Source organism: Streptomyces sp. N50, assembly GCF_033335955.1.
In the GTDB taxonomy this organism is placed as follows: Bacteria; Actinomycetota; Actinomycetes; order Streptomycetales; family Streptomycetaceae; genus Streptomyces.
In genome coordinates this window covers 2,599,433-2,622,352 of sequence record NZ_CP137549.1, presented here as the reverse complement: position 1 = coordinate 2,622,352, position 22,920 = coordinate 2,599,433, and the positions used below count along the sequence as shown (strand labels likewise).

The window sequence follows — 22,920 nt, the reverse complement described above, 5'->3', positions numbered from 1 at the left end:
CAACTCACGACCCCCAGCCCTTCACCGCCTCACCGGCCACCGACCGAAACTGTCTGACCGTCCGATCCCACCGATATCGCCCCGCACGATCACACGCGGCCTTACCCATCACCTCACGGCGACGCGCGGACAGCGCAAGCGCACACCACGCCGCAGCAAACGAGGACTCCCCCCGAGCCAACACACCCGTCTCCCCGTCAACAACCGAGTCCCGCAACCCCGGCACATCAAACGCGATCGCCGGAGTCTCCCGAGCCGCAGCCTCAGTCACCACCAACCCCCACCCCTCAAGCGCGGAGGGATGCAGCAACAACCAGGCCGCACACAGCAGTTCATGCTTCCGAGCCTCAGAGACATGCCCGGTGAACTCCACACCGGGCCCGGCGAGTTGCTCAAGCCGCTCCCGCTCAGGCCCGTCCCCGACGATCAGCAGCCGCCCGCCGACAACGGGCCGCACCCGCTCCCACAACCGCAGCAACAGATCGATCCGCTTGTACTCGACGAGCCGCCCCACCGCCACGAACAGCGGCTCGACGGAACGCGCGGAACGAGGCCCAGGTTCCTCAACTCCGTTGTGGACAACCCGGATCCGGTCCCGCTCGACCCCGATCCCGCGCAACGCGTCCGCCGTCGAGGGAGACACCGCGACCAACAGCCCACGATGCTGCGCCCCGGTCAGCGCCCAGTGTTCGAGTCTTCGCCCGATCCGCGCCGCCGGTGCCATCGGCCCGCCGAACCGCATCTTCCACAGATCCGTGTGGACATGGTTGACCAGACACAGCGTCGGCCCGCGATGCCACACCGGCGCGAAGTACGGCATCCCGTTGCACACCTCGACCAACAGGTCGCAGTCACCGATCTGTTGGGCGAAGGCGGAACGGGCGCGCAGGAAATGACCGTACGCACCGCCCGCCGACACCACGCGATAGTCGCGGTAGGCGGCGGGGCCGCCGCACAACAGGGTGACCTGGTGGCCGAGTCGGGTCAGCCCGTCGGCGAGTCTGTCCACGAGGAGTTCGGAACCACCGGCCTGGGGATTGTCGAGGTCCCGGTGGGCGAGGAAGACGATCCGGCGCGGTTGCGGCACCGGCGCCGGGGGTACTGCGCGACCGGGGGGAACGGGGCGCGCAGAGAGTAGGGCACGTGCTGGGGCATGGGTGCTCCAACTCGTCTCAGGGTGCGGAACGTTGGCGGATCAGGGCGCGGAACTGCGGCGTAACTCCCCGGGGTCGGTGCGGGATGGGACGGGACGGGGTGGGGCGCGGTACGGAGTTCTGTGTCCGTGTCTGTGGGTGGGCTGTGCCGGGGTGGGTTGGACAGTTTTCGCCCCGGCGTTCCTGACGGCTACTCACCCGCATGACAATTTCCGGGGTTATTAGAACTGACGTCACGTCACATCGTGGGTGGATACTCGGCCGAAGCGGGTGATTCGGGGCGTCGGCGGCCGCGTAGTACCAAAACGCCGCCCGCCACGGCGAGGACGAATCCGGCCACAGCGGCACCGATCGGCAACGCCTGCCCCACCAGGCGCAGTTGGCCGCTCTCCTGCTTCGCCAGTTTCACCTGTTCCTTCTGCGTGGCCGTGGTGAACGCGAGCTTGTCGGCGTCCAGGAGGAGGACCGCGTCGTAGGCGTGACCGGGGGCGCGCAGGGTGCGGCGGGGGCCGGTCTGGGCGTAGATCACCCGGCCCGTGCGCTGGTCGACGATCAGCTCGATGTCGTGGTTGGAGTACCACTCCTCGGCCAGGATCTGGGGGGACTTGGGCTGGTCGACGAGGCTGCCCGGGACCAGGCGGGTGCCGATCTTCGTGGGCGGGACGGTGCCCTTGAAGACGTAACCCGAGTAGCCCTGCACCTTCTTGGTCCCCGAGTAACGCAGAGTCACCGTCGCGCCAAGGGAGTTGTCCCACCACTGGTACGGCTGTTTCCGCACGTCGAAGGGGAACTTCAGGAAGGCGTCGCCCTCGAAGTACGGGTTCTCGTGGCAGCAGTGCACGGGCTTGTTGGTCTTACGGTCCGTGACCCAGCGGTTGGGGAAGAACTCCAGCGCGTCGTGCGGATCGGCGGCCGGCAGTGACTTGTCGGTGTCGACGGTCGTCGTGACGTCCCAGACCGCGTCCCCGCTCTTCTCGCTGTCCGCGACATCGCCGCGCACCTGCTGGGTGACGGTGATCCGCTGGTCGTCCACGGTCCGCAGCTCGCCGGTGTCGAAGTAGCTTCCGGTGCCCCGGTAGACGGCGGTGGTGTCGATGTCGATCGGGGTCACCGCCGCCCGCGGCTCGACGTACCACGCCAGCAGCGGCGCCAGGACCAGCAGAAACGTGCCAAGTCCCAGCAGGATCAAGGAAATTGGAGAGGTCGTACGGCGCATCCGGACACTCCAGTGGGATGTGGTGACGGAGTTCGGGTCGCTCTTGGGCCGGGAACCGTAGGCGCCCCTTGACGGAGTGTCAATGTCTGCCGACACTGGGCCGACGGGCAGGGGCAGGGCGCACGGACCTCAGGACAGAGAGGCTGACCCCGCGATGCCCAGACTGCTCGCCGCCGCACTCACCATGGTCCTGGCCGCCGCCCTCGCCGTGGGCGCCGCGCTCGGTGTCGTCGCCCTGCTGGACGCCAGACCGGCCCAGCCGAACACGCCCCTGGTCACGTACGAGCAATCGGGCCAGGGGAGTTGACCCCGTGGCCGCACCACCGGCGACCGTGATGGCCCGTTCGGCGTGGCATGACGTACCGCGTGTCCAGGTACGGGAGTTCGCGGCGATCGCCATGGCCGAGGCGCCCGCGCTCGCCGAGGAGATCCTGCGGGAGATCCGCCGTGAGCACCCCCAACTGCCCCTGGTTCTCGACGACTCGGGTGAGCCGATGGCGCTGGTCGGCATCCGGCGTGCCATCGAGGTCTTCGTCCAGCACCTGGAGACCGCCGAGGGGCGTCCGACCGTACCGCCGGGCGTCTTCCAGGAGTTCGGGCGGGGGGAAGGTCTGCACGGCCGCAGTCTCGACTCGCTCCAGGCGATCTACCGGATGGGGGTCCGGCTCGCCTGGCGGAGGCTGGCCGAGATCGGGCAGCGGGTCGAGATCCCGCCGCCCGCGATGTACGCGCTCGTCGACGCGGGCTACGAGTATCTGGACGGGCTCGTCGACCAGTCCGTGCGCGGGTACGCCGAGGCCGCCGCCCGGCAGGCGGGGGAGCGGCTGCGGCTGCAGCGGCGGCTCATGGAGCTTCTTCTCGCCGAGCATCATCGCGGTGATCCGACCGAGGCTCTCGGCGAACGTGCCGCGCGTATCGGCTGGCCGCTCCCCGACAAGGTCGCCGTGGGTGTTCTGCTGCGCCCGGCCCGCGAGGCCGTCGCCCCCGCCGTAGGGCAGGAGGTGCTGCTCGACATGGAGTACGAGCAGCCGCGCATGGTCGTGCCCGAGCCGGACGCCGCCGGGCGGCCCGAGCTGCTGCACCGGGCGCTGACCGGCTGGGCGGGGGCGATCGGGCCGCCGGTGCCGCTGGCCGACGCGGTGAAGTCGGCGCGCTGGGCCGAGGCGGCCGTAGGGCTGATGGAGCGGGGGCTGTTGCCGGGCGGGGACGTTCTGTACTGCACCGAGCACACCGAGGCGCTGGTGTTGTTGCAGCCCGAGGAGTTGATCGACGATCTCGCGCTGCGGTGTCTCGCTCCGCTCGCGCACTCCGGGCCGACGCATCGGCGGCGGCTCGCGGAGACCCTGCTGGCGTGGCTGGAGACGCGGGGCGGGGCGCCGGAGGTGGCCGCGCGGCTCGGGGTGCATCCGCAGACCGTGCGGTATCGCCTGCGGCAGATCCGCGAACTGTGGGGGGACGAGATCGACCACCCGGACCGCCGGTTCGAGCTCGAACTCGTGCTGCGCGCCCAGCGGTTGCGTGGTGAACTGGGCGATCCCAGGGCCGCTCGGTAGTCACATGGTCACGCGACCATTGCCCGTGCAACCCTCTATGGCTAGCCTGTGTTCGTCATGCCGATCGCCAGTTGAAATCTCGAACAGCCACCCATAGGCATCCGCCCATACACATCCACCCATAGACATCTAAGAAGGGGGCCGGTTGTGGGACGACTCGTACCTGCCGTGACCCGGGCTCTCGATATTCTCGAGCTCTTCCTCGACGGGGACGGGACGCTCTCCGCCCCCGACATCGTGCGCAAGCTGCAGCTGCCGCGCACGACCGTGCACGAACTGGTCACCACCCTCGCCGCGCGGTCGTACATCGTGCCCGTGCCCGGACAGCCGGGACGTTACCGGCTCGGGGTCCGTCCGTACCAGCTCGGGAGCCGATACGCCGAGCAGCTCGACCTCGCCGCCGAGGGGCAGCAGGTCGCCCGGTCCGTCGCCGAGACCTGCGACGAGACCGTGCACGTGGCGATCCTCGAAGGCACCGACGTCATCTACATCGCCAAGGTCGACTCCACGCACGCGGTGCGGATGGTGTCGGCGGCGGGGCGTCGGCTGCCCGCGCACTGCACGTCCGTGGGCAAGATGCTGCTCGCGTCGCTGCCCGAGCCGGAGCTGAGCGCGCGGATCCCCGCCGATGTGTCGTTGGTCGCGATGACGCCGAACAGCATTGTCGAGCCGGGGGCCCTGCGGGAGGCTCTCGCCGAGATCCGGGAGCGGGGGGTCGCCGTCGAGAGCCGTGAGTCGAATCCGGATGTGTCGTGCGTCGCGGCGCCCGTGCGGGACCGTACCGGGCAGGTTGTCGCCGCCCTTTCCATTTCCGTTCCCATGATCCGGTGGAGCGATGAGCGGCGCGGCGAGCTGGAGCAGCTCGCCGCGAAGGGTGCGGCTGAACTGTCGGAGCGGCTTGGGCATCGGAGCGTGGGATGACGTACGAGGTGGCTGTACGGGCCGAGGCGACGCTGGGGGAAGGGCCCACGTGGGACGCGGCGGCGGGGCGGTTGATCTGGATCGACATCCTCGGGTCCCGGGTGCATACGTACGACCCGTCGTCAGGCGTGCGTACCGTGCGGGTGACCGAGCAGCATGTGGGGGCCGCGAAGCCCCGCGTTGGTGGGGGCTCGTTCTCAATCTGCGGGACGGGGTCGGGCTTGTTGATCCCGATGGGGAGTTCCGGTGGTTGCATCGGGAGCCTGTTGCCGGGCGGCGGGCCAATGACGCGGCCGTGGCGCCTGATGGGGCGTTGTGGGTGGGGACGATGCGGTACGACGAGGCGGCGTGTGGGGGACGTTGTCCCGGGTTGCCGGGGACGGCTCTGTGCAGCTGATTCTTGATGACGTGGCCGTGAGCAATGGGACTGGGTGGAGTCCTGACGGGCGGTTGATGTATTACATCGACTCTCCTACTCGGCGGATCGATGTGTTCGAGTACGCGGATGGGCGGGTGTCGAAGCGGCGGCGGTTCGCGGAGGTTGAGGTCGGCGCGGGGTTTCCTGATGGGCTCACCGTGGATGCGGATGGGTGTGTGTGGGTGGCCTTGTGGGGTGGGGGTGCGGTGCGGAGGTATACGCCGGACGGGGAGTTGGAGCGGGTTGTTTCTTTGCCGGCGTCGTTGGTCACCGCGTGTGCGTTCGGGGGGGCGGATTTGACTGACCTGTACGTTACGACTGCTCGGGTGGGGCTTACGTCGCCGGAGCCTGTTGCCGGGTCGCTGTTGGTTGTGCCGGGGGCGGGGAAGGGGCTGGCGCAACCTGCCTTTGGGGGCTGAGAGTTGAGATTTGTCTGCGGGCCGGTGGGGGCTGGTCGCGCAGTTCCCCGCGCCCCTAAAAGAATAAAGACCTCAGTCCCCTGTGCTGTCCAGGGCCTCCAGCGTCTTTGCTTCCGCCGGGGTTGCCGTGAGGCGTGATCTTGCCAAGGCCCTTGCCAGCTCGACCAAGCCGCCCGTGTCGGAGACCTCTGTGGCGTAAAGGCGGTATGTGCTGGGGGTGTTGAAGGGTTGCTCCTGGGCGGCGGCTCGGCGGGCCGCGTCGGCGACCATGGCTGCTTCGGCTGTTACGCGGGCCTCGTGGGGGGTGTGGCCCTCGTGCAGGGCGGCGTGGCGGGTGCGTTCGCGGAGGTGGTCGTCGAAGTAGGGGGTGAGGGCCAACAGGCCGTCGTGGATGGAGACTTCGCGCCAGTGCAGGCGCATGCGGGGGAGCTGGCGCAGGGCGCTGGGGGGCTTCGGGGCGATGGACGCGAAGCGGACCTCCGACCACAACGGGCCCAGGCCGCGCAGGTCGTTGAGGTCGCGCCAGTGGGCTCTGGCCATGGGCAGCAGGCGCGGGAGGGCGAAGCCGGCCGAACAGGTCAGGGCGGCCAGGGAAGCCATCGGCGGGGCTACGCCGGTGGAGAGGAAGTCCAGGTCGTGGCCGGACCAACGGGCCACCAGCGCCGTGTACTTGACGAGCTGGAAGCCCACCACGTCCAGCAGCGTGCCGAGGAGGATGAGTTGAAGGCCGGTCCTGAGCAGGCCGGTCACCTCGCGGGCCCAGGTGACGCACACGGTGCACAGCGCCAGGGTGGCCGCGCTGTGCCCGAGCAGGTAGAGCACGATCATCTCGCGCATGTACGGCGTCTCGGCGTAGTACGTGTCGAGGTCGGTGAGCCGCTCGGTGCTCGGGTCGGCCAGCGTGAACAGCACGACGATGGTCACGATCAGCGCGCCGTAGGCGGCCATGCTGCGCAGGACCATGCGGCGGATCCGGGCGGGGGAGCCGCCCCGCCAGTGGATCAGCAGGACCAGCAGGGAGCAGCTGTACGCGGAGAGCATGCCGTAGGTCAGCGGGGCGCCGAAGTTGGGGACGCCGGTGAGGCGGTTGACCGTGCCCAGGGTCAGCGGTGCCGAGCAGACCAGGGCCAGCGAGCCGAGGACGATCGCAGCACAGGTGGACAGGGTCAGCGGGTCGCGCGGGATCCGCCAGGGGCGGCGCAGCAGGACGGTGCAGGACAGGCCGAAGACGGCGGCGGCGAGATACACCATGAGGCTCATGCCCGGGTGCTCCCTTCCGTCGTGCCGGTGCGGACCCGGGCGGCGGCGACGAGCGGGGAGCGGGTCAGCGCGTCCGCGATGGGCACGAGGAGGGCGGTGCCGGGGGCGCGGTCGGGGAGCCGGTCCGGGTCGTCGGTGGGTGTCAGGTGCGGGCTGTCGTCGTGTTCCTCCACGTCGTGCCTTCGTTCCTCGGCCACGGCCGCCGCCACGACCGCCGCCCACGCCGTCGCCTCGGCCTGCTCCGGGTCGCTCGTCGTGCGTGCCGCCGCCTCCAACGTCCGTTCGTACAGGGCCTGGTCGAAGAACGCGTCCAGGTGACCGAGCGCGTTGTGGATGCTCGTCTGCCGCCACACCAGCCGGGTCGCGGGGGAGGACCAGCGCGGCCGGGGCAGCCGTAGCGCGCGGCGGGTGAGGAGTTCGGCCAGCTCGTGCTCCAGCGGTTCCAGACCGGCGTACGCCCGCCGGGCCTGCCGCCACTGGGTCAGCCGGGGGCCGGTCAGCGGGATCAGGACGCCTACGACGGTGAGGACAGCGCCCAGTCCGGCGGCGACCGGCGAGACCGTGGTGCCGAGCTGGGTCCAGTCCCGGCCGCTCCAACGGGCGATCACCGCCGCGAACTTGGTCAGGCTGTACCCCGCGCCGCACAGCGAGCCGACGCCCAGCGTGATCATGCCCGCGCGGAGCCAGCCCTGCACCTGCCGCGCCCAGCGCAGCGCCGACACCGCGGTGACACTGACGGCGGCGAGATGCCCGGCCAGGTACAGCACGATCATCTCGGCGATGAACGGCGTGGTCGCGTAGTAGGTGTCCAGGTCGGTGCGGCGCTCCACGGGGGTGCTGCCCAGCGCGAACGTCACCGCGATGCCGATGAGGATGATGGCGTACGCCACGATCCAGCGGCGGGCGGTGCGGTGGACGTCGGGTCCGCCCCGCCAGTAGACGATCAGGACCTGGGACGAGGCGCCGTACGCGGTGACCGACGCGTAGGTCAGCGGCGCGGCGAGGTTCGGGATGCCGCTGAGGTGGTTGATCGCGCCGACGGTGGGCGGCGCCCCGAGGAGGAAGCAGGCCCCGGCCAGGCCGAGGAACACGCAGATGACCCGGAGATAGGGGTCGCGCCAGTGCCGTATCAGGTCCGGGGTCTTCACCAGCACGCCCAGCCACAGCAGGCCGCAGCTGAGGTAGTCGATCAGGCTGCTCATTTTCTGGTCCCGCGGTAGTTGAGGGCGGCGCCGATCCGCCCGGCGACACCCTGCGTGCCGTCGTCGGCCGCGGCGGGGTCGTGCGCGGGGTTCGCCGTGGCCGCCGCCTGGAGCCAGGGTCGCAGCCGTCCGCTCATCAACATGCCGAACCTGTCCGCCTCCTGCTCGTCGGCGAGGCTGAAGTCGGTTCGGGCGGCGACGGGGCGCGGGCTGCCGTCGGCGGTGGGCGGGGGTGCGGGCTGAGCGGTGCGCTGGTGCATGTGCCACACCTCGTGGCAGAAGATGACGATCTGGTGCCAGGCGGCGGCCCGCTTGTCGATGACGATGACGTCGTAGGTGTCGCCCTCCAGCCACAGTCCGCTGGCGGTGTGCGGCGGGAACACCTCGCGGCGGACGACGATCTCACGCCCCCGCCAGCGCGTGACGGAGTCGACCAGCGCGTCGAACAGGGCCTCGGGGTCGGCCGGGACCGGGACGCGCATGGGATCGATGAGGGCACCGGCGAACCGGCGCATCTCCTTCTTCGTGCGCACCGCTGCAATATGCCAGGACATACGCCGACTCAGCCACCTCACCGTCGCCGCGGCAGCAGGAAACGGGGCGCTTCCGCGGGATGGGCGGGGGGAGTACGCCGGCCCGGGTCCGCCGAACTTGCCGGTACGGTCCCGGAGTTGGCCTGAGCCGCGGAATTGGCCTGAACGGCACCCCGCACCGCGTCGATCGCGTCGCGGTGCCGCAGGGCGCGGGAGACGGGCCCGATCTCCTGGAGGAGGTCGGCGGTGTCGGGATGGCCGCTGGGGTTGTCCTGGCCGGAGTCGATGGCGTCCAGGATCGCCACCGCCGCCGCGAGGGCCTTCGCGCGGGCCTGTGTCCAGCCGAGGCGGAGGGCGGCGAGGTGGGCGCGGGCGCGGAGGTCCTCGTCGAGGTGGCGGGCGAGGGGCAGGAGGACGTCGCGGATGTACGTCTCCCGCCGGATCAGGCGCAGTTCGGGCGCGGCGAACAGCAGGAAGGGGACGCCGTCGCCGTCGACGGAGCGCATCAGGACGTAGAGCGGCCGGAGTTGGTGATGGGCCAGGCGCACGCGCAGGCGGCCGTGCAGGAACTGGCCGGTGTGCGGCAGGATGAAACCGACGGCGATCAGGACGGCCGCGAGGCAGGCCGCGCACGGAGCGACGTCGGTGCTGAGGGCGTCGAGGTCGTGCCCGGTCCAACGGGCCGTCACCGCCGTGAGTTTGGCGAGATCGAACACGAGGCTCAGCGCGTAGCCCGCGCCCAGGAACGTCAGTCCCCAGCGCAGCCAGCCGTGCAGGCCGTCCGCGCGGACCCAGTTCCAGATGAGCCGCACGGTGATCACCACGGCCACGGTGTGCGCGAGCAGATAGAGCAGGATCTCCTCGCGCATGAAGGGCGTACCGGCGTAGTACGTGTCCAGGTCCCGCACCCGCTCCACCGGCACGTCGGCGAGGGCGAACAGCACCCACAGCGCCACGATCACGCCCGAGTAGACGGAGATGATCCAGCGTCTGGCGCGCCGGGTCGTGTTCGAGCGGTCGGACAGCCCGTTGCGCCAGGCCACGATGAGCAGTAACCCGGCCCCACTGAACGCGGTGAGCAGCGAATACGCCCACGGCGCCGCGAAGTTGGGGACACCGGTGACCCGGTTGATCCAGCCGATGACCGACGGCGTCACGGACACGAACAGCGCGCAGGCGAACAGCAGCAGCCCGCCGACCGCCCGCAGCAGGGGGTCCCGCCACATCCGGATGATGGCCGGCAGCTTCAGCGCGAGGGCGGCACCGAGCACCACCGTGGGGACCCACACGAAGGACGTGTACAGCTCGCCGAGGAAGGTCGTCACCACGTCGTACGCTCCCCCCTCCCGCCGTCCGCTGCACAAGCCGGTCCGAGGTTACGCGCCCACAACTGCCAACGTCATGTCATCCGGTGGCCGTTGTGGGACCGGGAACGACCGCTGTGTCCAGAAATCGCCCCCGAGAATGCACAGTGCAGAGTGGCCGACCCATTGACGCGGAGACGACGAGATTTTACGGTCCTGTTCGAGGCTACGAGCAATATGCGATATTTCGAACGAACCTAGGGGCGCGGGGAACTGCGCGACCAGCCACAGCGAACCCGCACTCGCCAACGAATCACAAGCCACCCCTCCCGAAAGGCGCACATGCGTACCGCCCGCTTCACCCTCGACCCCGCCTTCACAGTCGGCGAAGTAAACCCCCGCCTCTTCGGCTCGTTCGTAGAACATCTCGGCCGCTGCGTATACACGGGCATCTTCGAACCCGACCACCCCACCGCGGACGACGCCGGCCTCCGCCAGGACGTCCTCGACCTGGTCCGAGAACTGGGCGTCACCACCATCCGCTACCCCGGCGGCAACTTCGTCTCCGGCTACAAGTGGGAGGACTCGGTAGGCCCCGCAGGGACCCGTCCCCGCCGCCTCGACCTCGCCTGGCGCTCGACGGAGTCCAACCGCTTCGGCCTCTCCGAGTACATCGCCTTCCTGAAGAAGCTCGGCCCCCAGGCGGAACCGATGATGGCGATCAACCTGGGCACCCGAGGCGTGGCCGAGGCCCTGGAACTCCAGGAGTACGCCAACCACCCCTCCGGCACGACCCTCTCCGAGCAGCGCATCGCCCACGGCGACAAGGACCCCTTCGGCATCAGGGTCTGGTGTCTCGGCAACGAGATGGACGGCCCCTGGCAGACGGGCCACAAGACCGCCGAGGAGTACGGCAGGATCGCCGCCGAGACGGCCCGCGCGATGCGCCAGATCGACGCCGGTGTCGAACTCGTCGCCTGCGGTTCCTCCTCCCAGGCCATGCCGACCTTCGCGGAGTGGGAGTCGACGGTCCTCCAGGAGACGTACGACCTGGTCGACTACATCTCGCTGCACGCCTACTACCAGCCGACCGACGGCGACCTCGACTCCTTCATCGCCTCCGCCGTCGACATGGAGTCCTTCATCGAGAACGTGGTCGCGACCGCCGACCACGTGGGCGCCCGCCTCAAGTCGAAGAAGAAGATCAACCTCTCCTTCGACGAGTGGAACGTCTGGTACACGTCGGACTGGGAGGAGCAGGCGAAGAACGCCGACCCCGCCGACTGGCCGGAGGCGCCGCGGCTGCTGGAGGACAACTACAGCGTCATGGACGCGGTGGTCTTCGGCTCCCTCATGATCGCCCTGCTCCGGCACGCCGACCGCGTCACCGTCGCGTGCCTCGCGCAGCTCGTCAACGTCATCGCGCCGATCATGACCGAACCGGACGGCCCGGCCTGGCGCCAGACGACGTTCTTCCCCTTCGCGCAGGCCTCGAAGTACGGCCGCGGCCAGGTCCTCGACGTCCGCGTCGACTCCCCGACCCACGAGACGAAGCAGTACGGCGAGGCCGACCTGCTGCACGCCACCGCCGTGCGCGGCGAGGACGGCTCGGTCACGGTGTTCGCCGTCAACCGCAGCCGCACCGAGTCGCTCCCGCTCGAAGTCGGCCTGAACGGGCTGGACTTGACGTCGGTCGTCGAGCACAGCGCCCTCGCGGACACCGACCCGGACGCCCGCAACACCCTGGCCGACCCGGAGCGCGTGGCCCCGCACGCGGTCGAGGGCACCACCCTCCAGGACGGCACCCTGACCGCCGTACTGGAGCCGCTGTCCTGGAACATGATCCGGATCAGCTGAGCCCAAGGGGTGTCAGCGGCCGGGCGAGGCCACCGGCGAGACCGGTACTCCTCCGGCCGCACTCCCCAACAGCGTCAGCCGTACGTCCTTCGGGCCCGCCGGTGTGGTGCCGTCGGACAGGACGGCCAGGGCGAGGGTGTTGGTGCCCCGGGTGCGGAGGATGCCGTTCGGCAGCACGAAGGTGTGCTGCGGGCCCACGTCGTTGATGTACTGGCCCATGTTCCAGCCGTTGAGGAAGATCTGGACGCGGTAGGCGCGCGTCGGGTCGTCGTCGAGGACGAGGCCGATCGAGGCGTCGATGCCGGTGTCCACGGCGAGCTTGAAGCTGGTCCGGTACCAGGCCACGCCCTGCCGCTTGTCGGCGCGGGGGAGGGTGACGGCCTCCCAGCCGGCGTCCGCGTACCCCGGCAGATGCCAGCCCTCCCGCTCGCCGTACAGGCCGCCGTTGTTCTGCGGCCCGCGCACCGGATCCGGTGTCGACTCGCCCTGGAGTCGCCAACTCACCTTCGGGGAGGCGCCCTTGAAGGTCGCCGCCGTCAGGCCGCGCGCGACCTTGTGGGTGTCGAGGGCCTTGCCGTCCTGGTCGTGCTGCATCCGCCGCACCAGCACGGACAGGACATGCGCACCGGCCGCGCGCTGCTTCTCCGGGATCGCGAAGGTCGCCTTCGCCGCCCAACTGCCCTGCCGGACACTGGTGTTCGTCGGCACCGGCATCCGGTGGGTGCCGAGCGGTTCGCCGTCCAGCCAGGCCATCAACAGGCCCTGCGTGCCGGTGCTGTAGGCGAGGGTCACCGACTCCGGGGTGTCGGTCGTGCCGGTCGTGAAGCGGCCCCGGTACCAGACGTCGCCGTAGTGGAAGCCGTAGTCGTCCGCGAAGAGCAGCGGCTGCCCGGCGGGGATCGCCGTCGTGCTGAACGTCGAAGTCCTGTTCGCCGCCGTCCACTTGGAGTCGTCGAAGGCGACCGCGGCCTCCTGGTTCTCCACCTTCCGCCGCCAGCCGTCGAGTGCGGGGAGCGGTACCGCGGGCACCCCGGGCAGCAGCGCGTCCGGGTTCGAGCGCAGGCTGCCGGCGTTGGTGACGGTCGCGGGCACGGCCCGCCCGTTCCAGGTGACGTCGGTGATGCCGCGCGGGCCCCACACCTCCAGGCCGGTCTCGCCGATGGTGTCGCCGGTGAGGTGCGCGGTCGTCCCGCTGACCGTGGCCTCACGCAGCAGCGCCGGGCCGTAGACCAGCGCGGTGCCCGAACCGGTCTCGTACGGCCACAGGCGTACGGAGCCGGCCTCGTCGGCGAAGACCAGCAGGAGGGAGTTGTCGACGCCGCCGGCCTGGACGAGGACCCGGGTCAGGCCGCCGATGCCGAGCGGGACGGTGACGTGCAGGAGACCGCGGTCCCAGACCCAGGCGGCCTGCGCGTCGAGCCGGGTCACCACCGGCTCCTCCGGGCACTCGACGACGACGTGGGCCATCTCGCCGCGCGTCCCGGCGAACACGGCGATGTCCTGTCGGCCGGTGGTGAGGGACATCATCGGCGTGACCGTCGAGTACCTCAACTTGCGGCCGCCGAGGGCGAGTTGGGTGACGAGGAGCTTGGCGTCCTGGGCCGGGACAGTGACCTCGATGTCGTCGGTGGCGGTCGGGAGCGTCGAAGTGACGGCCGCCGCAGTGTCGTTGCGCAGGACGTAGACGTGCGCGCCGGTGTCGGCGTTGGTCAGGTGGTAGACCTTCAGGCCGTCCGCCTTGACGTCCGCCGCCTTGTCCAGCTTGGCGAAGTCGGGCACGGTCCGCAGCAGATGACCGAGTTGGTGCATCGGGACGAGCTTGGCGGTCGGGTTGCGGCCCTCGTCGAAGGCGGCGCCGTAGTCGTACGACGTGTAGACGACCGGCGCGGGCAGCCAGCCCCACGAGGTGCCGCCGAAGGTCATGTAGACGCTGTGCAGGGTGAGTCCGTTGGCGAGGTTGGTGAGGTAGAAGCGCCGCTCGTACGCCGCGTCACGCGTCCGGCGCGACTCCGCGTACCCCTTGCCGTCGAACCAGGACCCGCCCCACGGATCGAACCAGCCGCCCCCGAACTCAGGGACGAAACCAGGGGTCTTGGGGCTGGCGGTGGCTCCGCCCTTCGCCCCGCCGATCCCGAAGTGCCCCCAGTCCGGGGGGAGTTGGGACGGCGAGGGATACCCGTCGAAGCCGTACAGCCAACCGCCCTTGTCCGCGCCGGTGTCGAACGACCCCGGGGTCCAATAGCCGTTGCGGCCCTTGTCGTTGTGGAACAGGGGGACGTCGATGCCGTCGGCGCGCACCTTCTTGTACAGGTGGGACATGTAGGCGGTGCCGTCCGGGTGGGTGAGCTGGCCGTCGTACTCGTTCTCGATCTGGTAGAGCAGGACCGTGCCCGTGCCCTGGGTGAACAGGTGCTTGGAGACGATGGAGTTGACCTTCGCCAGCCACTCGTCGACGTGCGAGAGATACGTCGGGTCGGCCGTCCTGGCGGTGCCCTTCGTGGCGACGAGCCAGCCGGGGAAGCCGCCCGCGTCGATCTCGGCGTTGATGTACGGGCCGGGGCGCAGGATGACGTAGAGGCCGGTCTCGGCGGCCATGCGCAGGAACAGGTCGAGGTCCCGGACGCCCGTGAAGTCGTAGCTGCCCTGGGCGGGGGAGTGGTAGTTCCAGGAGACGTAGATGCTGACCGCGTTGTAGCCGAAGGCGCGCATCTTCTGGAGGACGTCGCGCCACAGGGACGGGCTCGGCAGCCGGAAGGGGTGCATCTCGCCCGACCACAGGACCAGGCGCCTGCCGTCGACGATCAGGGAGTAGCGGTCGTACCCGATCGTGTGCGGCTGTCCGTCCGCGGCCGGTGGCGCGGGGGCCGGGCCGGTCGGTACGACATGCGCGGCGTACGCGTCACCGCTGCCGCCGCTGCCACCCCCCAGCGCGAATCCGAGCGCGGCCGTGCCCGCGAGGGTGCTGAAGGTACGCCTGCTCAGCTCCACTGGAAGCTCCTCCCGGGTCCGGTCCGTCGGCGGCACGTGCGAAGCCATTTTCCGTGGTCGTCCCAGGAGGCCGTCGTGCGGGGCCATTCTCTACGCCAGAACGGACCACAATGGACGCATGAGGATCTCGGCACGGGCGGATTACGCGGTACGGGCGGTACTGGAGCTCGCCGTACGGGGTGACGACGGCCCTGCGGCGGACGGTCCGGTGAAGGCCGAGACCATCGCCACGGCCCAGGACATCCCGCACAAATTCCTGGAGGGAATTCTCGGTGACCTCCGGCGCGCCGGGATCGTCGACAGCCGGCGCGGCGGGGGCGGCGGCTACCGGCTGGCCCGCGCGGCCGGCGCGATCACCGTCGCCGACGTCATCCGCGCGGTGGACGGCCCGATCGTCTCCGTGCGCGGCGAACGCCCCACCGGCCTCGCCTACACCGGCACCGCCGAACCCCTCCTCCCGCTGTGGATCGCCCTGCGCGCCAACGTCCGCAAGATCCTGGAGGGCGTCACCCTCGCGGACATCGCGGCGGACGCGCTGCCGGAGCCGGTACGGGCGCTGGCGGCGGAGCCCGCGGCTTGGGAGAACCCGTAGTCCCGTAGGCCTGTAGCCCTGTGGTCCGGTAGCCCCCGGTCCTGTCGTCGTGGCGCGGTGAGGAGAATGACCGCGGTGACGACGATGATGACGATGACGACAACTCGACGCGCGTACGCGGCTGTTGCCGCTGCCTGTGTGATCCTCGCGGGCTGCTCGTCCCCGGGGGCGACCGGCCAGGCCAGTCCCGGGGATCCGCTCACCCGGACCTTCGAGGAGGGCCGGCGTCCCGCCGTCGCGGATCTCACCGGGACCTCGTTGGACGGTGACCCGATCCGGCTGTCCGACTACCGGGGGAAGGTCGTCCTGATCAACGCCTGGGCGTCCTGGTGCCCGCCCTGCCGGGCGGAGGCGCCCCAGCTGAAGCTGATCCAGGAGACGTGGGGCGACCGCGGACTGAGCGTCCTGGGGCTCGACAACGACAACAGCCGCGCCGCCGGTCTCGCCTTCCAGAAGAGCTTCGACCTGGCCTACCCGTCCCTGCACGACCCCTCGGGGAAGCAGGCCCTGCGGCTGCCGCGCGGGCTGGTGAACACGCAGTCGATGCCGTACACGATCGTCATCGACCGGGAGGGGAAGGTGGCGGCGACCCGGATGGGAGCGGTGACGCGGACGCAGCTCGCGAAGGTCGTGGAACCGCTGCTGACGGCGTAGGGGCCTGCCCTTGTGAGCCGTCCTCATCCGGGTCTCAGGATCCGTTCAGATTGGCCGCCTAGCGTCGCCTCCCATGCGCACGCTGATACTGCTCGCCCTCGCGGGCCTCGGGGCCCAGCTCGTGGACGGCAGCCTCGGTATGGCCTACGGGGTCACGTCCACGACGCTGCTGCTGGCCATGGGGACGAATCCGGCCGCCGCGTCCGCCACCGTCCACCTGTCCGAGATCGGTACGACGCTGATGTCCGGCGCCTCGCACTGGCGGTTCGGGAACGTGGACTGGAGGGTCGTGGTGCGGATCGGCGTCCCGGGCGCGATCGGGTCGTTCCTCGGGGCCACCGTGCTGTCGAAGCTCTCCACCGAGGTGGCCGAGCCGGTGATGTCGCTGATCCTCTTCGGGCTCGGCGTGTACGTCATGTCCCGGTTCACCTTCAAGGGGCTGCCGAAGGGGCAGCTCGGCAAGCCGTTGCGGAAGCGGTTCCTGGCGCCGCTGGGGCTGGTCGCCGGGTTCCTGGACGCGACCGGCGGGGGTGGCTGGGGGCCCGTCGGTACGCCCGCGCTGCTGGCGAGCGGGCGGATGGAGCCGCGCAAGGTGATCGGGTCGATCGACACGAGCGAGTTCCTGGTGGCGGTGGCCGCGAGTCTCGGCTTCCTGTTCTCGCTCGGGTCCCAGGGGCTCAAGTGGACGTGGGTGATCGCCTTTCTGCTCGGGGGAGTCGTGGCCGCGCCGGTCGCCGCCTGGCTGGTGCGGCTGGTTCCGCCGCGGGTGCTGGGCTCGGCGGTCGGCGGGATCATCGTCGTGACCAACGTCCGTACGCTGCTGAGAAGTGACTGGATCGGCGCGTCGGGTGCGCTGAGCACTCCGGTGTACGTCGTGCTGTACGGGATGTGGGCTGCCGCCCTGGCGTACTCGGTCCGCGCCCATCGCCGGGAGAGGGCGCTGGAGACGCGGACCGAGTCCGAGTCCGCCGAAGAGCGGCAGCCGCTCGGGGTGTGATCGGCGATCCCCGATCAGTGCTTCCTGGTCATCAGCCTCCTGGCCATCTCCTCGTCGACACCGGCGCCATGGCAAGGAAGTTAGGGCCGTACCTGAAGGATTCCTTGATGTGCCGCTGTGAAGGGCCTGGGGACGGAACGGCCAACGGCCGCTTATTTCAACAGAGTTCACACACTGTGGAGAGAATGTGAAAGACGCGTCTGTGAATGGCCTGAGTTCGCCCTGACCACCTCCTGTGGGGCTCCCTACGATGCGAGCGCGCCGTCGGTCTTCACAGGAACTTCATTGGTTCTTCAAAGACTTGGGGCGCAGCCACCCCCCAACCCCAAGGAGAAACCATGCCTGGTGGGCTCCTCCTGAGCGGCGCCGTCGCCGCTCTTCTCACCACCGCGCTGCCCATGCAGCACGCGTCCTCACCCGTGTTCGACGACCCGCCCCCGGACAAGATCGTCATCAACGTCGCCACGGTGAACGGCTCGGGCTGCCCGCAGGGCACGACGGCGGTCGCCGTCTCCGAGGACAACACCGCCTTCACGGTGACCTACAGCGCCTACCTCGCCCAGGTCGGCGGCAACTCCGACCCCACGGCGTTCCGCAAGAACTGCCAGCTCAACCTGGTCGTCCACGTCCCGTCGGGCTTCACCTACGCCATCGCGAGCGCCGACTACCGGGGCTTCGCCTCGCTCCAGCGCGGCGCGAGCGGTGCGCAGAAGGCCTCGTACTACTTCCAGGGCTCGTCGAACACCACGAGCAAGAACCACCCGTTCAACGGTCCCTACGACGACAACTGGCAGGCGAACGACAGCACGGACGTGGCCCAACTGGTCTGGGCGCCCTGCGGAGTTCAGCGCAACTTCAACATCAACACGGAGCTGCGGGTCAGCGCCGGCACCTCGGCGCCCGGCGCGGTCAGCTTCATGACGATGGACTCGACGGACGGCGACATCAGCACGATCTACCACATGGCGTGGGAGCACTGCCCGAGCTCCTGACGCGCGGTGCTGTGAGATGACATGAGGAAGGGGTGGCCCGTGTCGCACCGCGGGCCACCCCTTTCCCGTGGGGGGATTTCAGGGGCGCGTCAGCTCTGGCTGACGCCGAGCGTCAAGGTGCCCGTGTAGCCGCACGAGGTCGAACTGCCCAGCGCCGTAAGGGTCATGAGGCCCGACGCGGCGCCTCCGTCGTCGTAGATCGAGTCCTGCGCGAGAGTGGTGCGGGTGACCGTGTTGGTCGAGTACGGGGAGATCTTGGCGACGGCCGCGGTGATGGTCTCGTCGATGAAGAGCTGGCCCGTGTGGAGTTCCTGGCCGCCGGTGAACGAGCCGTCCGCGGTGAGTGTGACGCCGGTGTGCACCTTCACGTGGATGTGCACGCAGCGCCCGCGGTACCAACCCGGGTAGATCGTGGTGATGTTGGCGAGCCCGGCGGAGTTGGTGAGGACACCGCCGCGCAGGAAGGTGCGGTCGTCCGGCTCGCTGTGGCCGTTGTTGCCGACGTAGCCGGAGTACTCGCCGAGCGCGTCGCAGTGCCAGATCTCCACGAGCGCGCTGGGGATGACCGCGCAGGTGCTGTCGTTCACGACGGTGAGGGCGAGTTTGAGCGGGACACCGGCCTTGCCTTCGGTGACGTCGGCGCGGACGAGGGCGCCGTCGAGGTAGTAGGGGCCTTCGGTCATCTCCTTGGTGAGAGTGCAGACTGCCGCCGCGGCCACGGGAGTCGAGTCCGCGGTGGTGGCTGTGGTGGGGGAGTGGGGAGCGGCGGCGCCGACGGCCAGTACGGCGGCCGTGGTGCCGGTGGCGATCAGGACGGTACGACGCCCGATCGGGGTGGGGGTGACTCCGGCTGTGCCGTGTGAGGATGAGTCTGTCATGGACACGGCACCGTAGAAGCGCAAGCTGTCGGCCGGCTGTGCGAACGGCAAAGTGACGGTCCGTCAAGTTCATTGCGGGACAGGTGGGTTACGACGGCTGTCGGCGCCCGCCTTCGGTGAGCTCGGCGAGTTCGGCCAGGGTCGCCGCGATGGCCGGCAGGAGGTCGGCCGGGATGTGGTCGAGGACCCGGCGCCGGGCGCTGGCGAGGTGGGAGGGCTGCGCCGCGTGCATGGCGCGCAGCCCGGCGTCGGTGAGAACGGCCTCGCTGCCGCGCGCGTCCTCGCTGTGCCGTTCCTTGCGTACCAGGTCGTGACGGGAGAGCCCGTCGATGATGCGGGTGACGCGCGGCGCGGTGACGCCGGACGCGGCCGCGAGCGCGGACATGCGCATGCGCCGGTCGGGCGCCTCGCTGAGCAGCAGCAGAACGGCGAACTCGGTCATGGTCACGCCGGTGCGGGACATGTCCTGCTCCAGGGTGCGCGGCAGGGAGTGGACGAGGCGGCCGAGGCTCTGCCAGAGGAGCAGCTCGTCGGAGGTCAGGGGGTCGACGGGGGGAGTGGTGGGGTCGGTGGCGGTGGGCTCCATGCGTCCACTGTATTTGACTAGTTAAGCAAGTGGATGCGATGGTTGCTTAACTAATTAAGTACGAGGTGATCGTATGCATCCCGGAGCACCCGCACCGGCCGGATTCGAGCACGCCGTCGCCGACGTCGACGGGGCCCAACTCCACTACGTGGTCGGCGGATCAGGCCCTGCCGTGGTCCTGATCCACGGCTGGCCGTTCAGCTGGATCGAGTGGCGGGCGCTGCTGCCGTTGCTCGCGGCGCACGGCTTCACGGTGATCGCGCCCGACCTGCGCGGATCCGGCGACTCGCAGATCCCGCCGGGCCACTGGACGAAGCGCGAGGAGGCCGAGGACCTCCACGGCCTCCTCCGGCACCTGGGTCACGACCGGGCCTTCGTGGTCGGCACCGACGTCGGCACGATGACCGCGCACGCCTGGGCCCAGGCCCACCCCGAGGACGTGGTCCGGCTGGTACTCAGCGAGGCGTTCCTGCCCGGCTACGGCCTGGAGGAGCACATGAACCCCGCGACCGGCGGCTCCTGGCACTTCGGCTTCCACGCCCAGACCGACCTGGCCGCGCTGCTCACCGCAGGCAAGGAGGAGCAGTACCTCTCCGGCTTCTGGTCGCTGATGACCGCCGGCGGCATCAGCGCCGCGGACCGCGCCGACCTGCTCCGCACCTACACCCGCCCCGACGCGATGCGCGGCGGCTTCGAGCACTACGCCACGCTTGTCGAGGACGGTGAGGTGGCCCGCACCGGGGCCCGCCTGACCATGCCCGTCCTCGTCCTGAACGGCGAACACGGCCTGCCCCAGGACGTGTTGCTGACCGGGGCCCGCGAGGCCGCGACCGACGTCTCCCACGACACGGTCCCGGGCGCCGCGCACACGTTCGCGGCGGACAACCCGACCTGGACGGCGGACCGGCTGGCCCGGTTCTTCGCGACCACTTCCGCCCCTTGAACCTGCCACCTCAACACGCCGCCTGGGCCCGGCGCGTGTCCCCGCCGCTCGACGATCGCCATGGGGCCGTCCCCGGGGCCGCGCACATTTTTGCGGCGGACAGCCCGGCTTGGGCGGCGGACCGGCTCGCCCGTTTCTCAACCATGACCCCGTCGGCTGATCCCGTTACCCGAACTCGCCACCTGGGTTTGTCTGTTGCCCCCGCGTGGCGGGCGGCACGACACGGTCCCGGGGGTCGTACGCACGTTCGCGGCGACAACCCGCCCCGGACCGCAGCTTCACCGTGCCCCCTGAACTCCTCACCCGAACCCGTCACTTGACCCTGCCGCCCGACGCGCGGCACGACACAGCACACGGAGCAATCTCATGCAGATCCTCGTCATCGGCGCCACCGGCTACGCGGGACGCCGTGTCTCGTCCGCCCTCGCCCGTGCCGGACACACCGTTCTGGGCCTGGCGCGCGACACCTCCGCCCCCGCGGCCCACGCGCTCACGGCCGACGAAGTCACCGCCGTAGAGGGCGACTTCGGCAAGCCGGAGAGCTGGCGGGACCACCTCGACGGCACCGATGCGGTCGTCCACCTGCTGATGGACTTGAGCGACCCCGTCGGCGGCGACCAGCGCCTGTTCGCCGAACTACTCGCCGCCCAGGCGCGCGACGGCCGCAGCCGCCACCTCGTCTACACCACCGGCATCTCGTCCTACGGCCGCACCGGCCTGCCCCTCATGGACGAGAACACCCCCGGCAACCCCGAGAGCCCGATCGGCTTCCGCTTCGCGCTGGAACGGGAGTTGGCCGCGTCCGGCCTTGCCCACACCGTGGTCCGCCCCGGGTTCATGTACGGCGGCCCCGCGACCACCTCCATGACCGCCCAGTGGTTCGCCGCCGCCGAGGCGGGCAACCCCGTCTTCTACGGCGACACCGCCAAGCGCTGGAGTTGGGTCCACGTCGACGACCTCGCCGAGGCCTACGTCCGCATCCTCGACAACCCGGCCGCCGTGGACGGGGAGACCTTCGTCATCGCCGACGACCAGCGCCTCACCGCACTGGACCTGCAGCGCACCGCCGTACGCGCCGCGGGCCACACCGGCGAGATCGCCCTGGAGAGCGCGGAGGCCGGCGGCATGATGCAACTGGCCGCCGACCAGGACGAGTTGGTCACCAGCACTAAGGCCCACCGGCTCCTGGGCTGGACCCCGCGCCACATCTCGTTCACCGACGCGCCCACCCGGCACTACCTCGCCTGGAAGGCGGCTCGGCCCGTCCGTACCCGGTAACTCGGTAACTTGGTAACTCGGTAATTCGGACAGTCGTTTCCGGCCGGTGGGGGAAGATCACCCGATGAAGCCCTTCGACCCCCAACGCGCGGAACCCGGCCGCTACCCGCGACTTCAGGCCGCCCTCGACACCGTCAACCGCGACTTCGCGGCGACCCTCCCCGACCAGCCGCCCCTCGCGCTGATGGTCTGGGACGAGCAGGTCTACGTCGCCGTGTCCGACGGCAGTTGGCACCACGAGGGTCTCCAGGAACCGGACGACGACGCCTCCGACGACGATGCCCTCGGCCTCGTGGCGGACGCGGCCCAGGAGACGGTGGCCGACCGGCTCCGGCGCGCATGGCCGGTGTGTCCGTCCCACGGGACCGGTACGCATGTCCGCCCCGAGGGGACGGCCGTCGATTGGGAGGGGTGGGGCGAGGGCGAAAGCGAGCGGCTGGTGTGGTGGTGCGGGGGCGGTGCCGCGGGTGACTGTCACGACCTCGCGGCCGTGGGGGAACTCGCCGCCGCCCTGACACGGCCGTAGCGCCGCTCTACGTCGTCGGCCGGATCCCCAGCGCCGCCAGGCACATGAGGATCGCCGCCTCCACGCACTCGGCCGGGGTGCGGCCTGCCGGTGGGTCGAGGATCGCGCCGTGTATCTGGGCCTCGGCCGCCTGGACCAGGAGCAGGGCGGTCAGGGTGGGGTCGGGGGCGCCCAAGTCGAGGCGGCGGAGGTGGTGTTCCACCTCCGTGGCCATCTCGCTCTGGAATGCGCGGAGTTGGGCCGCCGCGGCAGCCGGGCGTGGAGCCTGGTCGTAGAGCAGCCGGTGCAAGTGCGGGTCTGTGTCGTGGAGTTGGGCCAGGGTCGAGTACAGGGTGCGGATGGTCTCCTCGGGCGGGGGTGCTGCCTCGCGCAGGTCCGCCATCGCCGCGTTCATGGCCGAGGCCAGCGCGTGCACGTGGCGCTCGCCCAACGCGTACAGCAGCGCGTCCTTGTTCGGGAAGTACTGGTAGAGCGAGCCGATCGACACCCCGGCGCGGTCCGCGATCTTGTTGGTGGTCGCGCCGGGGTAACCGAGGGCCTCGAAAAGCTGAGCAGCCGCTTCCAGGATCGCGTCGTAGGTCTCCTGGGACCGCTGCTGACGTGGGCGTTTGCGCGGTGTGGACATGGGTGGATCCGGGGTCCAATGCGA

Annotated in this window: 20 protein-coding genes and 2 pseudogenes; 12 read left to right on the top strand and 10 right to left on the bottom strand. The window is 70.2% G+C overall.

All coding sequences use genetic code 11. The features are described from left to right. Positions 1 to 4: 4 nt before the first annotated feature. Positions 5 to 1,155: pseudogene (locus R2B38_RS11470) on the bottom strand (glycosyltransferase family 4 protein). A 237-nt stretch (positions 1,156 to 1,392) separates the two neighbouring features. Next, entirely contained in the window at positions 1,393 to 2,370 is a 978-nt protein-coding gene (locus tag R2B38_RS11465; RefSeq protein WP_318016140.1) for a DUF3068 domain-containing protein, read from the bottom strand. Between the two features lie 154 nt (positions 2,371 to 2,524). On the opposite strand from R2B38_RS11465, the gene R2B38_RS11460 reads away from it, so the two are divergent. From R2B38_RS11460 to R2B38_RS11445, 4 genes and pseudogenes are all read left to right on the top strand, one after another. Then, positions 2,525 to 2,677: a hypothetical protein gene (locus R2B38_RS11460; RefSeq protein WP_318016139.1), complete on the top strand. Its 153-nt coding sequence runs from the start codon at positions 2,525 to 2,527 to the stop codon at positions 2,675 to 2,677. Between the two features lie 28 nt (positions 2,678 to 2,705). Further along, complete coding sequence (locus R2B38_RS11455) at positions 2,706 to 3,923, top strand: helix-turn-helix domain-containing protein (protein WP_318021645.1); 1,218 nt, start codon at positions 2,706 to 2,708, stop codon at positions 3,921 to 3,923. Positions 3,924 to 4,070: 147 nt separating this feature from the next. Next, entirely contained in the window at positions 4,071 to 4,844 is a 774-nt protein-coding gene (locus tag R2B38_RS11450; protein ID WP_318016138.1) for an IclR family transcriptional regulator, read from the top strand. Continuing rightward, positions 4,841 to 5,681, top strand: a pseudogene (locus R2B38_RS11445) (SMP-30/gluconolactonase/LRE family protein). The gene R2B38_RS11450 and the pseudogene R2B38_RS11445 overlap by 4 nt, the downstream one beginning before the upstream one ends. Before the next feature lie 72 nt (positions 5,682 to 5,753). On the opposite strand, the gene R2B38_RS11440 reads toward R2B38_RS11445, so the two are convergent. The 4 genes from R2B38_RS11440 to R2B38_RS11425 are packed head-to-tail and all read right to left on the bottom strand — an operon-like array spanning position 5,754 to position 10,004. Further along, positions 5,754 to 6,941 carry an MAB_1171c family putative transporter gene (locus R2B38_RS11440; RefSeq protein WP_318016137.1) on the bottom strand — a complete coding sequence of 396 codons (1,188 nt, stop codon included), beginning with the start codon at positions 6,939 to 6,941 and terminating at the stop codon, positions 5,754 to 5,756. Beyond that, a complete protein-coding gene (locus R2B38_RS11435) occupies positions 6,938 to 8,143 on the bottom strand; it encodes an MAB_1171c family putative transporter (protein WP_318016136.1) in 1,206 nt (401 codons plus the stop codon). Before R2B38_RS11435 ends, R2B38_RS11440 begins: the two co-directional genes overlap by 4 nt. Then, positions 8,140 to 8,676 carry a toxin gene (locus R2B38_RS11430; protein WP_318016135.1) on the bottom strand — a complete coding sequence of 179 codons (537 nt, stop codon included), beginning with the start codon at positions 8,674 to 8,676 and terminating at the stop codon, positions 8,140 to 8,142. Before R2B38_RS11430 ends, R2B38_RS11435 begins: the two co-directional genes overlap by 4 nt. A gap of 38 nt (positions 8,677 to 8,714) precedes the next feature. Continuing rightward, on the bottom strand, positions 8,715 to 10,004 hold the full coding sequence (locus R2B38_RS11425; protein WP_318016134.1) for a DUF6545 domain-containing protein: 1,290 nt from the start codon (positions 10,002 to 10,004) through the stop codon (positions 8,715 to 8,717). A gap of 318 nt (positions 10,005 to 10,322) precedes the next feature. Between R2B38_RS11425 and R2B38_RS11420 the strand changes: the two genes are divergently transcribed. Then, positions 10,323 to 11,837 (top strand): alpha-N-arabinofuranosidase, encoded by a 1,515-nt coding sequence (locus R2B38_RS11420; protein WP_318016133.1) that lies wholly within the window; start codon positions 10,323 to 10,325, stop codon positions 11,835 to 11,837. 12 nt (positions 11,838 to 11,849) lie between these two features. On the opposite strand, the gene R2B38_RS11415 is transcribed toward R2B38_RS11420, so the two are convergent. Further along, complete coding sequence (locus tag R2B38_RS11415; RefSeq protein ID WP_318016132.1) at positions 11,850 to 14,825, bottom strand: glycoside hydrolase family 35 protein; 2,976 nt, start codon at positions 14,823 to 14,825, stop codon at positions 11,850 to 11,852. Positions 14,826 to 14,943: 118 nt separating this feature from the next. Between R2B38_RS11415 and R2B38_RS11410 the strand changes: the two genes are divergently transcribed. The 4 genes from R2B38_RS11410 to R2B38_RS11395 all read left to right on the top strand — a co-directional run bounded on the left by R2B38_RS11410 (position 14,944) and on the right by R2B38_RS11395 (position 18,060). After that, entirely contained in the window at positions 14,944 to 15,417 is a 474-nt protein-coding gene (locus R2B38_RS11410) for an RrF2 family transcriptional regulator (protein ID WP_033286837.1), read from the top strand. 66 nt (positions 15,418 to 15,483) lie between these two features. Continuing rightward, on the top strand, positions 15,484 to 16,071 hold the full coding sequence (locus R2B38_RS11405; protein ID WP_318016131.1) for a TlpA disulfide reductase family protein: 588 nt from the start codon (positions 15,484 to 15,486) through the stop codon (positions 16,069 to 16,071). A gap of 73 nt (positions 16,072 to 16,144) precedes the next feature. Then, on the top strand, positions 16,145 to 17,068 hold the full coding sequence (locus R2B38_RS11400) for a sulfite exporter TauE/SafE family protein (protein ID WP_318016130.1): 924 nt from the start codon (positions 16,145 to 16,147) through the stop codon (positions 17,066 to 17,068). A gap of 338 nt (positions 17,069 to 17,406) precedes the next feature. After that, a complete protein-coding gene (locus R2B38_RS11395; RefSeq protein WP_318016129.1) occupies positions 17,407 to 18,060 on the top strand; it encodes a DUF4360 domain-containing protein in 654 nt (217 codons plus the stop codon). 89 nt (positions 18,061 to 18,149) lie between these two features. On the opposite strand, the gene R2B38_RS11390 is transcribed toward R2B38_RS11395, so the two are convergent. Together R2B38_RS11390 and R2B38_RS11385 are read right to left on the bottom strand one after the other, a co-directional pair. Continuing rightward, positions 18,150 to 18,938: an intradiol ring-cleavage dioxygenase gene (locus R2B38_RS11390; protein WP_318016128.1), complete on the bottom strand. Its 789-nt coding sequence runs from the start codon at positions 18,936 to 18,938 to the stop codon at positions 18,150 to 18,152. Positions 18,939 to 19,026: 88 nt separating this feature from the next. Continuing rightward, on the bottom strand, positions 19,027 to 19,524 hold the full coding sequence (locus R2B38_RS11385; RefSeq protein ID WP_318016127.1) for a MarR family winged helix-turn-helix transcriptional regulator: 498 nt from the start codon (positions 19,522 to 19,524) through the stop codon (positions 19,027 to 19,029). Positions 19,525 to 19,597: 73 nt separating this feature from the next. Between R2B38_RS11385 and R2B38_RS11380 the strand changes: the two genes are divergently transcribed. The 3 genes from R2B38_RS11380 (at position 19,598) to R2B38_RS11370 (ending at position 22,271) form a co-directional block, all read left to right on the top strand. Beyond that, positions 19,598 to 20,467: an alpha/beta hydrolase gene (locus R2B38_RS11380; protein ID WP_318016126.1), complete on the top strand. Its 870-nt coding sequence runs from the start codon at positions 19,598 to 19,600 to the stop codon at positions 20,465 to 20,467. A gap of 366 nt (positions 20,468 to 20,833) precedes the next feature. Beyond that, positions 20,834 to 21,745 carry an NAD-dependent epimerase/dehydratase family protein gene (locus R2B38_RS11375; RefSeq protein WP_318016125.1) on the top strand — a complete coding sequence of 304 codons (912 nt, stop codon included), beginning with the start codon at positions 20,834 to 20,836 and terminating at the stop codon, positions 21,743 to 21,745. A 64-nt stretch (positions 21,746 to 21,809) separates the two neighbouring features. Then, complete coding sequence (locus R2B38_RS11370; RefSeq protein WP_318016124.1) at positions 21,810 to 22,271, top strand: hypothetical protein; 462 nt, start codon at positions 21,810 to 21,812, stop codon at positions 22,269 to 22,271. A gap of 7 nt (positions 22,272 to 22,278) precedes the next feature. Here R2B38_RS11370 and R2B38_RS11365 read toward each other — a convergent pair whose 3' ends face one another. After that, positions 22,279 to 22,896, bottom strand: a complete 618-nt coding sequence (locus R2B38_RS11365) for a TetR/AcrR family transcriptional regulator (protein ID WP_318016123.1) — start codon at positions 22,894 to 22,896, stop codon at positions 22,279 to 22,281. Between the last annotated feature and the right edge of the window lie 24 nt (positions 22,897 to 22,920).

What these genes read in the sequence shown, in the direction of transcription:
- R2B38_RS11465 (WP_318016140.1), bottom strand. Translation starts at nt 2,370, where the DNA reads ATGCGCCGTACGACCTCTCCAATTTCCTTGATCCTGCTGGGACTTGGC.
- R2B38_RS11460 (WP_318016139.1), top strand. Translation starts at nt 2,525, where the DNA reads ATGCCCAGACTGCTCGCCGCCGCACTCACCATGGTCCTGGCCGCCGCC.
- R2B38_RS11455 (WP_318021645.1), top strand. Translation starts at nt 2,706, where the DNA reads ATGGCCCGTTCGGCGTGGCATGACGTACCGCGTGTCCAGGTACGGGAG.
- R2B38_RS11440 (WP_318016137.1), bottom strand. Translation starts at nt 6,941, where the DNA reads ATGAGCCTCATGGTGTATCTCGCCGCCGCCGTCTTCGGCCTGTCCTGC.
- R2B38_RS11435 (WP_318016136.1), bottom strand. Translation starts at nt 8,143, where the DNA reads ATGAGCAGCCTGATCGACTACCTCAGCTGCGGCCTGCTGTGGCTGGGC.
- R2B38_RS11420 (WP_318016133.1), top strand. Translation starts at nt 10,323, where the DNA reads ATGCGTACCGCCCGCTTCACCCTCGACCCCGCCTTCACAGTCGGCGAA.
- R2B38_RS11410 (WP_033286837.1), top strand. Translation starts at nt 14,944, where the DNA reads ATGAGGATCTCGGCACGGGCGGATTACGCGGTACGGGCGGTACTGGAG.
- R2B38_RS11405 (WP_318016131.1), top strand. Translation starts at nt 15,484, where the DNA reads ATGACCGCGGTGACGACGATGATGACGATGACGACAACTCGACGCGCG.
- R2B38_RS11400 (WP_318016130.1), top strand. Translation starts at nt 16,145, where the DNA reads ATGCGCACGCTGATACTGCTCGCCCTCGCGGGCCTCGGGGCCCAGCTC.
- R2B38_RS11395 (WP_318016129.1), top strand. Translation starts at nt 17,407, where the DNA reads ATGCCTGGTGGGCTCCTCCTGAGCGGCGCCGTCGCCGCTCTTCTCACC.
- R2B38_RS11390 (WP_318016128.1), bottom strand. Translation starts at nt 18,938, where the DNA reads ATGACAGACTCATCCTCACACGGCACAGCCGGAGTCACCCCCACCCCG.
- R2B38_RS11385 (WP_318016127.1), bottom strand. Translation starts at nt 19,524, where the DNA reads ATGGAGCCCACCGCCACCGACCCCACCACTCCCCCCGTCGACCCCCTG.
- R2B38_RS11380 (WP_318016126.1), top strand. Translation starts at nt 19,598, where the DNA reads ATGCATCCCGGAGCACCCGCACCGGCCGGATTCGAGCACGCCGTCGCC.
- R2B38_RS11375 (WP_318016125.1), top strand. Translation starts at nt 20,834, where the DNA reads ATGCAGATCCTCGTCATCGGCGCCACCGGCTACGCGGGACGCCGTGTC.
- R2B38_RS11370 (WP_318016124.1), top strand. Translation starts at nt 21,810, where the DNA reads ATGAAGCCCTTCGACCCCCAACGCGCGGAACCCGGCCGCTACCCGCGA.
- R2B38_RS11365 (WP_318016123.1), bottom strand. Translation starts at nt 22,896, where the DNA reads ATGTCCACACCGCGCAAACGCCCACGTCAGCAGCGGTCCCAGGAGACC.